We start from the raw sequence: 13,896 nt of genomic DNA on the forward strand, positions 1-13,896 counted from the left end.
TTATTGAACGGCAAATTGCTGACGAACTTTACGCATCAAAAGAAATATCCACGGCCAGAGCACGCCGTTTACTACACTACTCCAGAACACTTCAGGGCGGAAAGAGACGTTGATCACTAAAAACTCTGCCCAGAAAACAATAATATCCGTGGCAAGCGAGAGCAACATAACCACCAGCGCCTGCTGCCAGAGCGCCAGGTTACGGAACAGCTGATATTTCAGCGCCACCAGATACGCCACAATGCTCAACGACAGCGCGCGCACGCCAAGCGTTGAACCACTGATCAGATCCAGTATGGCACCCATCACGAACCCCGTGCCAACATTCACCCGATGCGGCAGCGCCAGTGACCAGTACAGCAGAATGAGCAGTACCCAGTTTGGCCGGAAAACCGTGAGGTCGTCCGGCCAGGGCATAACTTGTAGCAACAGTGCGATAAGAAACGAGAGCCAGATTACCCAGCGTCCCTGGCTACGGTAACTTGCCACTATTGCCCCCCTGCGGAGGGTTGCGGTGGCGGCGTACCCGCAGGCGGCGTGGTTAACCCCGTTGCCGGAGCGGGAAGCTGCGGCCCCATGGTTTCTGGCGACGGCAGCACCTGAGGCATCATCTGCATCAGGCGTTCATTCGCCACGCGATGCACCTCTTCCGGGGTCATCGGGTTAGTGCCGTTACGATCGGCGCCCCACAGCAGCAGCAGATAACGCAGACGCTGCAGGCCTGCGGTTGGACGCGCCTGAATCACCGTGTACGCACGCTGCGTATCCAGCTTAACCGACGAAACGACGCCAACCGGGTAGCCTTCCGGGAAACGCCCGCCCAGGCCCGATGTCACCAGCACGTCGCCCACGCGAATATCGGTGTTGGCAGGCAGATGTTCCAGTTGGAGATCGTCGGTACAACCGTTACCGGCGGCAATCACACGGATATCGTTACGCAGCACCTGAATGGGCAGCGCATGGGTAGCATCGCAAATCAGCAGCACGCGGCTGGTGAGTTTGGCGACGGCCACAACCTGACCCACAACGCCTTTATCGCTGATCACCGGCTGGCCTTCGTAAACGCCGTTCACGCTGCCTTTGTCGATAACCACCTGGTCGCTGTAGGGATCGTTTACCGTTGAGATCACCTGCGTCACCATTTTCTGTTCGTCCTGGCGTAGCGGTGAACCTAACAGCTCACGTAAACGGGCATTTTCTTGCTTGTACTGACCCAGCATCAGCAGGTCGCTGTTTTTCAGCAGCAGTTCCTGACGCAGTGCACGGTTTTCGAGTTCGAGCTGATCGCGTGAAGCCAGCGTTTGCGAGACGCTATCGAGCAGTTCACGAGGACCATTAGAAACAAAGTAGAAAGGACTGACGGCAGTATCCATGTACGTTCGGATTTGACTGAACATACCCAGGCGGCTGTCGGCGATAATGACACCCAGCGCCACCAGCACCGCCAGAATAAGGCGAATCTGCAGCGACGGGCCACGGCTAAAAATGGGCTTCATAGGCTATGCGTATTCTCGTGTCAGTGAAATTGAGGGTAGCCTTCTGGCTACCCTGAACCTCATGCTGACTACTCTTCGCTAAACAAGTCGCCGCCGTGCATGTCGATCATTTCCAGCGCCTTGCCGCCGCCACGCGCTACGCAGGTCAGCGGATCTTCAGCAACGACAACTGGAATACCGGTTTCTTCCATTAACAGGCGGTCGAGGTTGCGCAGCAGCGCGCCACCACCGGTCAGAACCATACCGCGCTCGGAGATGTCGGAAGCCAGTTCTGGCGGGCACTGTTCCAGTGCAACCATCACTGCGCTCACGATGCCGGTCAGCGGCTCCTGCAGCGCTTCGAGAATTTCGTTGGAATTCAGCGTGAAACCACGCGGAACGCCTTCTGCCAGGTTACGGCCACGCACTTCGATTTCACGCACTTCGTCACCCGGGTAAGCGGAGCCGATTTCGTGCTTGATACGTTCTGCGGTGGCTTCACCGATCAGAGAGCCGTAGTTACGGCGAACGTAGTTGATGATCGCTTCGTCGAAGCGGTCACCACCGATACGTACGGAAGAGGAGTAAACCACGCCGTTCAGGGAGATAACGGCCACTTCCGTGGTACCGCCACCGATATCGACCACCATGGAACCGGTGGCTTCAGAAACCGGCAGGCCGGCACCAATTGCGGCAGCCATCGGTTCTTCAATCAGGAACACTTCACGGGCGCCAGCGCCCTGAGCGGATTCACGGATCGCACGACGTTCAACCTGAGTGGCGCCAACCGGTACACAGACCAGCACGCGCGGGCTTGGGCGCATAAAGCTGTTGCTGTGAACCTGTTTGATGAAGTGCTGGAGCATTTTTTCGGTCACGAAGAAGTCAGCGATAACGCCGTCTTTCATCGGACGAATAGCCGCGATGTTACCTGGCGTACGGCCCAGCATCTGTTTTGCGTCATGACCTACGGCGGCCACGCTTTTCGGTGAACCGGCACGATCCTGACGAATGGCGACCACGGAAGGCTCATTCAATACGATGCCTTGTCCTTTTACGTAAATCAGGGTATTCGCGGTACCCAGGTCAATGGACAGGTCATTGGAAAACATGCCACGAAATTTTTTCAACATACTAAGGGATAATCCTGAAAGCTGGGGCGGAAAACAAAATCCGCTTACTTTACCAACCACACGCAGCAGCGACAAGGCGCAAAAATCATCTGCAACGGTGAAAATTAGTGCAGTTCGTTACCTTTGTTACAAATCCAACCTGACTCCTTCAGTGCAGGGAGACTCACTGCCGCTCCATCCTGGATTTGTACCTGTCAAAGGTCGTCACATGCGTGATGCGTCGTTTTCCCTGGCGAGCAGACATGCACACTCCCGGAAAAAACCGCGCGCGTTATTCTACGTGATAAACACGTTAAACAGCAGGTCAAACCGAATATCTTTGCGAATATTTTTTCACATTTGCGTCAAGTGGCTGGGAAGAGGCAAAAAAATCTCCCTGGCCGCCGAAAACTCCGCATTCTGTCAGCACCTGCCATTCACCGCGGCTGCGTACACCGGCGGCAAATACCTGTATTGATGTTCCTTTACAGGCCTCTACCAGACTTTGTACCAGCAGCTGGTTCTGGCTGCGCTTTTCTATATCACGTACCAGCACCGGATCGATCTTAATCAGTTCAATCTCAAGCTGCTTAATCCAACTGGTGCTGACAAGGGCTAAACCTGCCTGCGTCACCGCGACCCGAACGCCTAACGCATGAATTAAACGAACGACGGGCTGGAGACGCGTCATATGTTGACAGACATCTACCTCTGCAAGTTCAAAAATAATCCGTCGACGATGCGATTTTTCGCACTGCATTAATACATCACGTAACCAGCGTTGAAAACGCGGGCGGATCAATGACTCTACGGTAACCTGAATCGCCAGGTTTTCTTGCGGCCAGAAGCTGAGGAAAGGAAGCAGACGGGTAATCTGTAAACGGTCGTACTCTTCGCCCAGTCCGAACTCCAGCACCATCGGCAGATACTCGGCGGCAATGACCTCTTCTTTACCGTCGAAGATCCGGCACATCAGCTCTCGATGATGCACGGTGCCGTCAAGACTCACGGCCGGCTTTTGATACAAACGCGGGCCGCCGCGACTGAGCATTTGCTCAATCAGGGTACGCCAGCGCACGTTGCCGCGCCCTTTCTCCGGTAGTGAATCATCATAAATGGCCCAGCTGTTGCTGCCCTGCAATACGGCATTACGTACCGCCGCTTCGGCGTGTTCCATCACCTGCTCGGTGGTTTGCCCGCTGCGCCAGGCGCAAATGCCGATATGCATCATGTCATCGCGATCGAGAATTTTTGCCAGCGGCAGACCGTCGATGGCTTTTAAGAGCTGCCCGGCAATACTGTCGGCCTCTTTTAGCGTGCGGTGCGGCAACAGAACGGTAAAGTCGCTGCGGCGGTAGCGCGCCAGTAACGCGCCGGGGTAGCGCATAATAAAGGTGGAGAGCAGGTTAATCAGGGTAAAGACGTGTTCTTCCGCCGCCGCGCGGCCCCAGTTGTCGCGCAAAAAGTCGAAATCCGGCAGGCGGATCATCATGACGATGCCGTGCGCCCCCACGTTTTCCTGGTCGTCGAGCAGCGTCGCCAACTGGCTATCGAAAAACAGACGGTTGCTCAGGCCGGTTTTTGAATCCTGCGCGGCATAAGAGCGAATCAGCGTATCCAGACGACTGCGCTGCTCGCCGGCAAACTGAATCTCCGACAGCAGCGTATCCAGCGCCGAGCTGGTACGTGCCGGCCATTCGTGAATATTCCCCTTTGCCTTCGCGCCGCGCTCGCCGTTAAGGATCCGCGTAGCGCGCATCTCCAGCAGCTCTTCACCCGCCAGCTGGCGTCGCAGCCAGCGCACGGCAATAAAGACCACCAGCACCATAAAGGCAATCGTGATAGTCAACGGCGCGGTGGTCATCAGCGAGCGGAAATAGTTGGCCATCGGGTCCAGATACACCAGATGAATCTTCATGCCGGGATGTTTGAGCGACGCCACCGTGATTTCGCGATACTGATAGTGGCTGCCCATCGGCAGATAACTACTGCTGCGGGTATGGTGGAACAGTGATTTGTCGTTCAGGGTAAAGTCGATACGCACGATGTCGAGCGGCACCATGATTTCATCGAGCTGGTTGTCGAGCGTCTCAAACGAGCTGTTGACCAGTCGATTATCCAGCACGGTCGCGACGGCCTGCACGCGCGTGGCTATCTTATACTGTATGCCGTTATAGAAACTCAGTGAGGAGCCAATTAACGTCACAAAGATGGTAAGCCCGGTTAAGAGCGTAAAAAAGGCTGAGAACTTCGTCGTTAATCGCATCCCTGAGTTAACTCCGTGGGTTAATCATCCCCGACAGAGGCCGGGTGCCAGCGTCCGTGTCTTACAAGAAGTAAGCACTAACATATCAAACCAGGCTGGCATACTACCAAACCTGGCGGATCTGGCAATTTATTGCGCCAAATCGATATCAAATGATGATAAGCGAGTATAGTCCCCGGTAAATTTTTTCACTATCAGACCATGTAAGGAAAGGTTATGCAGGCACTCATCTTAGAACAGCAGGATGGCAAAACCCTCGCCGCAGTGAAGGCCGTTGACGACAGTCTGCTGCCGCAGGGCAACGTCACCGTCGACATCCAGTGGTCCAGTTTGAATTATAAAGATGCGCTCGCCATCACCGGCAAAGGGAAAATTATCCGTAACTTCCCGATGGTGCCGGGTATCGACTTTGCCGGTACGGTTCATCACAGTGACGACGCACGCTTCACACCGGGCCAGCAGGTGCTGCTGACCGGTTGGGGCGTTGGCGAAAACCATTGGGGCGGGCTGTCCGAGCGCGCGCGCGTCAACGGTGACTGGCTGGTACCGTTGCCGGCAGGCCTGGACGGACGTAAAACCATGATTATCGGCACCGCGGGCTTTACCGCGATGCTGTGCGTGATGGCGCTGGAAGACGCGGGCGTGCGCCCGGAAGATGGCGAAATCGTGGTGACCGGCGCCAGCGGCGGCGTAGGCAGCACCGCGATAGCTCTGCTGCATAAGCTGGGTTATCAGGTGGCCGCCGTTTCCGGACGCGAAAGCACTCATGATTACCTGCGCGCGCTGGGCGCGAGCCGTATTCTGGGCCGTGACGAATTTGCCGAAACCCGTCCGCTGGAGAAACAGGTCTGGGCCGGTGCGGTAGACACCGTGGGTGATAAAGTGCTGGCTAAAGTACTGGCGCAGATGAACTACGGCGGTTGCGTCGCAGCCTGCGGCCTGGCTGGCGGTTTTGCGCTACCCACCACCGTCATGCCGTTTATCCTGCGTAACGTGCGTCTGCAGGGCGTTGACTCGGTCATGACGCCAGCGGCCCGTCGCGCCGAAGCATGGAAACGTCTGGTGGCGGATCTGCCCGAAACGTTCTATCACCAAAGCGCAACGGAAATTAGCCTCGACCAGGCGCCCGCATTTGCCGACAAGATCATTAACAACCAGATTCAGGGCCGTACGCTGGTCAAAATCGCCTAAAATGCAATTTTTCGTGACATATTCGCATTAATGTCTGGCCTCCGTCATGCTTAGAAAAAAGCATGACGGAGAGCATTATGAATCGCAAAAAACTGACTGAAGCAGACGTCACGGCCGAGTCCGTGTTTATGCTCAAACGCCGCCAGGTGTTGAAAATGCTGGGCATTGGCACCGCTGCCGCCTCGCTTCCCCTGCACGCCTCCAGTCTGACCGACTGGTTTAAGGGCAATGACCGCCCTGCCGCCCCTTCAGGCGCGCCGCTTACCTTCGATAAACCCGCCCAATGGCAAAGCAAACTGACGCTGACGCCAGAAAATAAAGTCACCGGCTACAACAACTTTTATGAATTTGGGTTGGATAAGGCCGATCCGGCAGCGAACGCCGGAAGTTTACAGACCAACCCGTGGAAACTGACGATCGGTGGCGAAGTGGCGAAACCGTTGACGCTCGATCATGATGACCTGACCAAACGTTTTCCACTGGAAGAACGAATTTATCGAATGCGCTGCGTGGAGGCGTGGTCGATGGTGGTGCCGTGGATTGGCTTCCCGCTGCATAAGCTGCTGGCTGCCGTCGAACCCACCAGCAACGCGAAGTACGTGGCTTTTAAAACCCTCTACTCGCCAGAAACCATGCCCGGACAGAAGGATCGCTTTATCGGCGGCGGCCTGGCATATCCTTATATAGAAGGGCTACGTCTGGACGAAGCGATGAATCCGCTGACGCTGCTCACCGTGGGCGTTTACGGCAAAGCATTACCGCCGCAAAACGGCGCGCCGATCCGCCTGACGGTGCCATGGAAGTACGGCTTTAAAGGCATTAAGTCGATTGTCAGTATTACGCTCACCCGCGATCGCCCCGATACCACCTGGAACCTGGCGGCGCCTGATGAATACGGTTTTTACGCCAACGTGAACCCGCATGTCGATCACCCTCGCTGGTCTCAGGCAACGGAACGGTTTATCGGTTCTGGCGGCATTCTCGACGTACAGCGCCAACCGACGCTGCTGTTTAACGGCTACGCCGATGAGGTGGCCTCGCTGTATCGCGGGATGAATCTGCGGGAGAATTTTTAATGCGTTTAACGGCTAAACAGATAACCTGGCTGAAAGTTTGCCTGCATCTTGCCGCATTTTTGCCGTTTGCGTGGCTGTTCTGGGCGGTCTCTCAAGGGCAGCTCAGCGCCGATCCGGTCAAGGATATCCAGCACTTTACCGGTAGGATGGCTCTGAAATTGCTGCTGGCGACCTTGTTGGTCGCCCCGCTGGCGCGTTACGCTAAACAGCCGTTGCTGATTCGCACGCGCCGCTTGTTGGGTCTGTGGTGTTTCACCTGGGCGACGATTCACCTCACCAGCTACAGCCTGCTGGAACTGGGGATACAGAATCTGTCGCTATTGGGACAAGAAATTGTGACTCGGCCCTATCTGCTGCTGGGATTAGCCTGCTGGCTTATCCTGTTGGCGCTGGCGGTCACCTCAACGCAGGCGATGCAACGAAAACTCGGGCGACGCTGGCAGCTTTTGCATAACTTCGTCTATCTTGTCGCGATCCTCGCGCCGATACATTATCTGTGGTCGGTGAAGATTATCTCACCACAACCGCTCATCTATGCCGGCTGCGCCATCGTGCTATTAGCCTGTCGCTATAAGAAGTTTCGCCAGTGGTGGCGATGATGTCGCGATATGTGCGGTTTACCACAATTCACTTATAGTCAGACGTTCTTTACACGATAGCAGTTGATAATCTTCCCTGATAAGACCAGTATTTAGCTGCCAAATGCTACGAAATAGTTATAATGTGCGACCTTGGTTTTCCTGACGGGGGTTTTAAGCCTCTGAAAAGGTGACAATCGCGCATCGAAGGTATATTTTGTTTTTTACCCGAGAATTGCAGGAGATAGCAGCACAATGACTGACAAGTTTCGCATTTTGCTTTTGAACGGCCCGAACCTGAATATGTTAGGCACCCGTGAGCCAGAGAAGTATGGCACGCTGACGCTTTCCCAGATCGTAAGCCGCTTAACCGCGGAAGCCGAAGCCTTGAACGTCACGCTCGACAGCCTGCAATCCAACGCCGAGTACGTCCTCATCGACCGTATTCATCAGGCTAAAGACAATATTGACTATATCCTGATCAATCCGGCCGCGTTCACGCACACGAGCGTTGCCCTTCGCGATGCGTTGCTGTCGGTGAGCATCCCGTTTATCGAGATTCACCTCAGCAACGTCCATGCGCGCGAACCATTCCGTCATCATTCGTATCTGTCTGATATCGCTTCCGGCGTTATCTGCGGGCTCGGGGCTGACGGCTATTCATACGCTTTACAGACGGCGGTAAAACGCCTGTCACAATCAAACTAAACAAAGAGTACGGAACCCACTCATGGATATTCGTAAGATTAAAAAACTGATCGAGCTGGTCGAAGAGTCTGGCATCAACGAACTGGAAATTTCTGAAGGCGAAGAGTCTGTGCGCATCAGCCGCACGGCGCCGAACACCGGTATTCCAGTGATGCAGCAGGCTTATGCAGCGCCTGTTATGCAACAGCAGGCACCTGTCGCGGCAGCAGCACCAGCCGCAGCTGAAGCCCCGGCTAAAGCTGAAATCAGTGGTCACATCGTACGTTCCCCGATGGTTGGTACTTTCTATCGCACTCCAGGCCCGGATGCTAAAGCATTCGTGGAAGTTGGTCAGAAAGTTAACGTGGGCGACACCCTGTGCATCGTTGAAGCGATGAAAATGATGAACCAGATTGAAGCTGACAAAGCAGGGACTGTGAAAGCAATCCTGGTAGAAAGCGGTCAGCCGGTTGAATTTGACGAGCCGCTGGTCGTCATCGAGTAACGAGGCGAAGATGCTGGATAAAATTGTCATCGCTAACCGCGGCGAGATCGCACTGCGTATTCTTCGTGCCTGTAAAGAACTGGGCATCAAGACCGTCGCTGTGCACTCAACTGCGGACCGCGATTTAAAACACGTACTGCTGGCGGATGAGACGGTTTGTATCGGCCCGGCGCCATCCGTAAAAAGCTATCTGAACATCCCGGCTATCATCAGCGCAGCTGAGATCACCGGCGCAGTGGCGATTCACCCAGGCTATGGCTTCCTCTCTGAGAACGCCAACTTTGCCGAGCAGGTTGAACGTTCCGGCTTTATCTTCATCGGCCCGAAAGCCGACACCATTCGCCTGATGGGCGACAAAGTGTCTGCGATCACCGCGATGAAGAAAGCTGGCGTACCGACCGTTCCGGGCTCTGACGGCCCGCTGGGCGACGACATGGACGCTAACCGCGCACATGCGAAACGCATCGGCTACCCGGTCATCATCAAAGCCTCCGGCGGCGGCGGCGGTCGCGGTATGCGCGTAGTGCGCAGCGACTCCGACCTGGCGCAGTCCATTGCCATGACCAAAGCGGAAGCGAAGTCTGCTTTCAACAATGACATGGTGTACATGGAAAAATACCTGGAAAATCCTCGCCACGTCGAGATCCAGGTACTGGCTGATGGTCAGGGCAACGCTATCTATCTGGCTGAACGTGACTGCTCCATGCAGCGTCGTCACCAGAAAGTCGTCGAAGAAGCACCGGCACCGGGCATTACCCCGGAACTGCGTCGTTACATCGGCGAACGCTGCGCGAAAGCGTGTGTGGATATCGGCTACCGCGGCGCGGGTACTTTCGAGTTCCTGTTTGAAAACGGCGAGTTCTACTTCATTGAAATGAACACCCGTATCCAGGTAGAGCACCCGGTTACCGAGATGATCACCGGCGTTGACCTGATCAAAGAGCAGCTGCGTATTGCTGCCGGTCAGCCGCTGTCTATCAAGCAAGAAGAAGTGCAGGTTCGCGGCCATGCGGTGGAATGCCGTATCAACGCCGAAGACCCGGACACCTTCCTGCCAAGCCCGGGTAAAATCACCCGCTTCCACGCGCCGGGCGGCTTTGGCGTTCGTTGGGAATCTCATATCTACGCCGGCTACACCGTACCGCCGTACTATGACTCAATGATCGGCAAACTCATCTGCTACGGTGAGACCCGTGACGTGGCGATTGCTCGCATGAAGAATGCGCTGCAGGAGCTGATCATCGACGGTATCAAAACCAACGTTGATCTGCAGATGCGCATTATGAGCGACGAGAACTTCCAGCATGGTGGTACCAACATCCACTATCTGGAGAAAAAACTCGGATTGCAGGAAAAATAATCCTGTTCTCGCAGCAAAAGGCCGGATTTTCCGGCCTTTTTTCTTTTTCTCTCCCCTCATCTTTTCCTTGCGGTACAATCCCCGCTTTCTTCATCCACAAGGGACAAAAAATGGACAAGCGTTTTGTTCAGGCCCATAAAGAGGCGCGCTGGGCGCTGTGGCTAACCCTTTTCTATCTTGCCGCGTGGTTAGCAAGCGCTTACATACCGAACTCTGTGCAGGGCTTCACTGGCCTGCCGCACTGGTTTGAGATGGCCTGCCTGCTGATTCCGCTGGTATTTATTTTGTTGTGTTGGGCGATGGTGAAATTTATCTATCGCGATATTCCGCTGGAGGATGACGACCATGCAGCTTGAAGTCATTCTGCCGCTTATCGCCTATCTGCTCGTCGTTTTTGGTCTGTCGATTTACGCCATGCGTAAGCGAGCGACCGGAAACTTCCTCAATGAGTATTTTCTCGGTAGCCGCTCAATGGGGGGCATCGTCCTGGCGATGACGCTAACGGCCACCTATATCAGCGCCAGTTCGTTTATCGGCGGGCCGGGCGCAGCCTATAAGTACGGGCTCGGATGGGTGCTGCTGGCGATGATTCAGCTACCCGCCGTCTGGCTCTCGCTGGGAGTATTGGGCAAAAAGTTCGCTATTCTTGCTCGTCGCTATAACGCCGTGACGCTCAACGATATGCTGTTTGCCCGCTACCAGAGTCGCCTGCTGGTCTGGCTGGCAAGCCTGAGTCTGCTGGTTGCTTTTGTCGGCGCGATGACCGTCCAGTTTATCGGCGGCGCGCGCCTGCTGGAAACCGCCGCGGGCATTCCCTATGAAACCGGCCTTCTCATTTTTGGTATCAGCATTGCACTGTATACCGCGTTCGGCGGCTTCCGCGCCAGCGTGCTGAACGACACCATGCAGGGTTTGGTGATGCTTGTCGGCACCATCGTACTGCTGGTTGGCATTGTGCATGCGGCGGGCGGGTTGAGCCACGCGGTGCAAACACTGGAAGCGATTGACCCGAAACTCGTTTCGCCACAAGGGGCAGATGATATTCTGTCGCCGACCTTTATGACCTCGTTCTGGGTGCTGGTCTGCTTTGGGGTAATTGGTTTACCGCACACGGCAGTGCGCTGCATTTCTTATAAAGACAGTAAGGCGGTGCACCGGGGTATTATTATCGGGACAATCGTCGTCGCGATCCTGATGTTCGGTATGCACCTTGCCGGCGCGCTGGGACGCGCGGTTATTCCGGACCTCACGGTGCCGGATCTGGTCATTCCTACGTTGATGGTGAAAGTGCTCCCCCCCTTCGCGGCAGGGATTTTCCTGGCGGCGCCGATGGCGGCAATTATGTCGACAATTAATGCCCAACTGCTGCAAAGTTCCGCTACGATCATCAAAGATCTCTATTTGAATCTGCACCCGGAACAGATGCAGAATGAGCGTCGTTTGAAGCGCATGTCGGCAGCAATCACGCTGATTCTGGGCGCATTGCTGCTGCTGGCCGCCTGGCGCCCGCCTGAGATGATTATCTGGTTAAACCTGCTGGCCTTTGGCGGGCTTGAAGCCGTATTCCTGTGGCCGTTGGTGTTAGGCCTGTATTGGGAGCGTGCCAATGCAGCCGGAGCGCTGAGCGGGATGATCGTGGGTGGCGTGCTGTACGCCGTACTGGCGACGTTTAATATTCAGTACCTGGGCTTCCATCCGATTGTGCCTTCGTTACTGCTAAGTTTGCTGGCGTTTGTGGTCGGGAACCGTTTTGGTCAACCTGCCCCACAAGCAGCCGTAATTTCTACTGATAAATAAAGAGTTTTGCCATGCCGTGGATCCAACTGAAACTGAACACAACCGGCGCCCATGCCGAAGATCTTAGCGATGCGCTGATGGAAGCCGGTTCGGTCTCCATCACCTTCCAGGATACGCATGACACGCCGGTCTTCGAGCCGTTGCCGGGTGAAACTCGCCTGTGGGGCGATACCGACGTTATCGGCCTGTTTGATGCAGAAACCGACATGAAAGAGGTCATTTCCCTGCTTGAGCAACATCCTCTGCTGGGCGCGGGCTTTGCGCATAAAATCGAACAGCTGGAAGATAAAGACTGGGAGCGTGAGTGGATGGACAACTTCCACCCGATGCGCTTTGGCGAGCGTTTGTGGATCTGCCCAAGCTGGCGCGACGTGCCGGATGAGAACGCGGTCAACGTGATGCTCGACCCGGGTCTGGCCTTCGGCACCGGTACCCACCCAACCACCTCGCTGTGTCTGCAATGGCTGGACGGCCTGGATCTGACCGGCAAGACGGTGATCGACTTCGGCTGCGGTTCCGGGATCCTCGCGATCGCCGCGCTGAAGCTGGGTGCTGCGAAAGCCATCGGGATCGATATCGATCCGCAGGCCATTCAGGCCAGCCGCGACAATGCCCAGCGTAACGGCGTTTCCGAACGCCTGGAGCTGTATCTGCCGCAGGACCAGCCAGAAGCCATGAAAGCCGACGTGGTGGTCGCCAACATCCTGGCCGGCCCATTACGTGAACTCGCGCCGTTAATCAGCGTGCTGCCGGTTACAGGCGGCCTGCTGGGCCTGTCAGGCATCCTGGCCAGCCAGGCGGAAAGCGTATGTGAAGCGTATGCCGACCTCTTCGACCTCGACGCCGTCGTCGAAAAAGAAGAGTGGTGCCGCATTACTGGCCGCAAAAAATAATCGTCTCTGAATGCGGCCTGCTGGCCGCATTTTCCCCTCCCCGAACGTTTTATCCCCCTCATAAATGCGAGACAGATCGCATTTACCGAACCAATATTGTTCATTAAATCATCATTTTATCGCTCAAGCGCTCGCCGTTGCGCAAGAATACGAGAGAAGTTTGATGATTTTCTGAATGCGCACAAAACATTCACTTTTGTATAATCTGATGATTAATATGGAAATTTATCGTCGATTCGCTTTCAGTACTGAGATTCATTGATCTACAACATCGGATTGCTCAAAGTTTGGCCTTTCATCTCGTGCAAAAAATGCGTAATATACGCCGCCTTGCAGTCACAGTATGGTCATTTCTTAACTCATGCGCATCGGACACCACCAGCTCAGAAATCGCCTGATCGCAGCGCCCATGGCTGGCATCACTGACAGACCATTCCGGACGTTGTGCTACGAGATGGGAGCAGGCTTAACCGTATCAGAGATGATGTCCTCCAACCCGCAGGTGTGGGAGAGCGATAAATCTCGGTTACGTATGGTGCACGTGGATGAACCAGGTATTCGTACCGTGCAAATCGCCGGTAGCGATCCTGAAGAGATGGCCGGAGCCGCCCGCATTAATGTGGAAAGCGGCGCCCAGATTATTGATATTAATATGGGCTGTCCGGCAAAAAAGGTGAATCGCAAGCTAGCAGGCTCAGCCCTACTGCAATATCCGGATCAGGTGAAGGCTATCCTGAACGCGGTTGTTAAGGCGGTGGACGTTCCTGTCACACTCAAGATTCGCACTGGCTGGGCTCCTGAGCACCGTAACTGTGTAGAAATTGCCCAACTGGCTGAAGACTGTGGCATTCAGGCTCTGACTATTCACGGACGCACCCGCGCCTGCTTGTTTAACGGAGACGCTGAGTACGACAGTATTCGGGCAGTTAAGCAGAAAGTTTCCATTCCGATTATCG

14 protein-coding genes are annotated in these 13,896 nt (G+C 55.2%); 10 read left to right on the top strand and 4 right to left on the bottom strand.

Annotated elements, in window-relative coordinates:
- The 4 genes from mreD to csrD form a co-directional block, all read right to left on the bottom strand.
- Entirely contained in the window at nucleotides 1-489 is a 489-nt protein-coding gene (mreD, locus tag ACW14G_RS14250) for a rod shape-determining protein MreD (protein WP_064541739.1), read from the bottom strand.
- Nucleotides 489-1,496 (bottom strand): rod shape-determining protein MreC, encoded by a 1,008-nt coding sequence (gene mreC, locus ACW14G_RS14255; RefSeq protein WP_163446532.1) that lies wholly within the window; start codon nucleotides 1,494-1,496, stop codon nucleotides 489-491. The genes mreD and mreC overlap by 1 nt, the downstream gene beginning before the upstream one ends.
- A gap of 68 nt (nucleotides 1,497-1,564) precedes the next feature.
- Entirely contained in the window at nucleotides 1,565-2,608 is a 1,044-nt protein-coding gene (gene mreB, locus ACW14G_RS14260) for a rod shape-determining protein MreB (RefSeq protein ID WP_000913396.1), read from the bottom strand.
- Between the two features lie 304 nt (nucleotides 2,609-2,912).
- Nucleotides 2,913-4,853, bottom strand: coding sequence for an RNase E specificity factor CsrD (gene csrD / locus ACW14G_RS14265; RefSeq protein ID WP_163446533.1), 1,941 nt, complete (start codon nucleotides 4,851-4,853; stop codon nucleotides 2,913-2,915).
- Nucleotides 4,854-5,069: 216 nt separating this feature from the next.
- Here csrD and acuI point away from each other — a divergent pair, with 216 nt between their 5' ends.
- The 10 genes from acuI to dusB form a co-directional block, all read left to right on the top strand.
- Nucleotides 5,070-6,044 carry an acrylyl-CoA reductase (NADPH) gene (gene acuI / locus ACW14G_RS14270; RefSeq protein ID WP_249022680.1) on the top strand — a complete coding sequence of 325 codons (975 nt, stop codon included), beginning with the start codon at nucleotides 5,070-5,072 and terminating at the stop codon, nucleotides 6,042-6,044.
- A gap of 77 nt (nucleotides 6,045-6,121) precedes the next feature.
- The gene (gene msrP, locus ACW14G_RS14275) at nucleotides 6,122-7,120 is read left to right on the top strand and encodes a protein-methionine-sulfoxide reductase catalytic subunit MsrP (RefSeq protein WP_065356172.1); all 999 of its coding nucleotides are present in this window, start codon (nucleotides 6,122-6,124) and stop codon (nucleotides 7,118-7,120) included.
- Complete coding sequence (msrQ, locus tag ACW14G_RS14280; RefSeq protein WP_163446535.1) at nucleotides 7,120-7,719, top strand: protein-methionine-sulfoxide reductase heme-binding subunit MsrQ; 600 nt, start codon at nucleotides 7,120-7,122, stop codon at nucleotides 7,717-7,719. The genes msrP and msrQ overlap by 1 nt, the downstream gene beginning before the upstream one ends.
- A gap of 234 nt (nucleotides 7,720-7,953) precedes the next feature.
- Entirely contained in the window at nucleotides 7,954-8,406 is a 453-nt protein-coding gene (gene aroQ, locus ACW14G_RS14285) for a type II 3-dehydroquinate dehydratase (RefSeq protein ID WP_064541720.1), read from the top strand.
- 22 nt (nucleotides 8,407-8,428) lie between these two features.
- A complete protein-coding gene (gene accB, locus ACW14G_RS14290; protein WP_163446536.1) occupies nucleotides 8,429-8,890 on the top strand; it encodes an acetyl-CoA carboxylase biotin carboxyl carrier protein in 462 nt (153 codons plus the stop codon).
- A 10-nt stretch (nucleotides 8,891-8,900) separates the two neighbouring features.
- The gene (gene accC, locus ACW14G_RS14295; RefSeq protein WP_163446537.1) at nucleotides 8,901-10,250 is read left to right on the top strand and encodes an acetyl-CoA carboxylase biotin carboxylase subunit; all 1,350 of its coding nucleotides are present in this window, start codon (nucleotides 8,901-8,903) and stop codon (nucleotides 10,248-10,250) included.
- Between the two features lie 110 nt (nucleotides 10,251-10,360).
- Nucleotides 10,361-10,606 (top strand): YhdT family protein, encoded by a 246-nt coding sequence (locus tag ACW14G_RS14300; protein ID WP_249022679.1) that lies wholly within the window; start codon nucleotides 10,361-10,363, stop codon nucleotides 10,604-10,606.
- Entirely contained in the window at nucleotides 10,596-12,047 is a 1,452-nt protein-coding gene (gene panF, locus ACW14G_RS14305) for a sodium/pantothenate symporter (RefSeq protein WP_163446539.1), read from the top strand. Before ACW14G_RS14300 ends, panF begins: the two co-directional genes overlap by 11 nt.
- 11 nt (nucleotides 12,048-12,058) lie before the next feature.
- Entirely contained in the window at nucleotides 12,059-12,940 is an 882-nt protein-coding gene (prmA, locus tag ACW14G_RS14310; protein WP_249022678.1) for a 50S ribosomal protein L11 methyltransferase, read from the top strand.
- A 361-nt stretch (nucleotides 12,941-13,301) separates the two neighbouring features.
- A partial coding sequence (gene dusB / locus ACW14G_RS14315) for a tRNA dihydrouridine synthase DusB (RefSeq protein ID WP_455648648.1) occupies nucleotides 13,302-13,896 on the top strand: 595 nt, incomplete at its 3' end.

Source organism: Kluyvera sp., assembly GCF_965301105.1.

Excerpts from the sequence above, each read along its gene's own strand:
- mreC (WP_163446532.1), bottom strand. The coding sequence starts at position 1,496 with ATGAAGCCCATTTTTAGCCGTGGCCCGTCGCTGCAGATTCGCCTTATT.
- mreB (WP_000913396.1), bottom strand. The coding sequence starts at position 2,608 with ATGTTGAAAAAATTTCGTGGCATGTTTTCCAATGACCTGTCCATTGAC.
- csrD (WP_163446533.1), bottom strand. The coding sequence starts at position 4,853 with ATGCGATTAACGACGAAGTTCTCAGCCTTTTTTACGCTCTTAACCGGG.
- acuI (WP_249022680.1), top strand. The coding sequence starts at position 5,070 with ATGCAGGCACTCATCTTAGAACAGCAGGATGGCAAAACCCTCGCCGCA.
- msrP (WP_065356172.1), top strand. The coding sequence starts at position 6,122 with ATGAATCGCAAAAAACTGACTGAAGCAGACGTCACGGCCGAGTCCGTG.
- msrQ (WP_163446535.1), top strand. The coding sequence starts at position 7,120 with ATGCGTTTAACGGCTAAACAGATAACCTGGCTGAAAGTTTGCCTGCAT.
- aroQ (WP_064541720.1), top strand. The coding sequence starts at position 7,954 with ATGACTGACAAGTTTCGCATTTTGCTTTTGAACGGCCCGAACCTGAAT.
- accB (WP_163446536.1), top strand. The coding sequence starts at position 8,429 with ATGGATATTCGTAAGATTAAAAAACTGATCGAGCTGGTCGAAGAGTCT.
- accC (WP_163446537.1), top strand. The coding sequence starts at position 8,901 with ATGCTGGATAAAATTGTCATCGCTAACCGCGGCGAGATCGCACTGCGT.
- ACW14G_RS14300 (WP_249022679.1), top strand. The coding sequence starts at position 10,361 with ATGGACAAGCGTTTTGTTCAGGCCCATAAAGAGGCGCGCTGGGCGCTG.
- panF (WP_163446539.1), top strand. The coding sequence starts at position 10,596 with ATGCAGCTTGAAGTCATTCTGCCGCTTATCGCCTATCTGCTCGTCGTT.
- prmA (WP_249022678.1), top strand. The coding sequence starts at position 12,059 with ATGCCGTGGATCCAACTGAAACTGAACACAACCGGCGCCCATGCCGAA.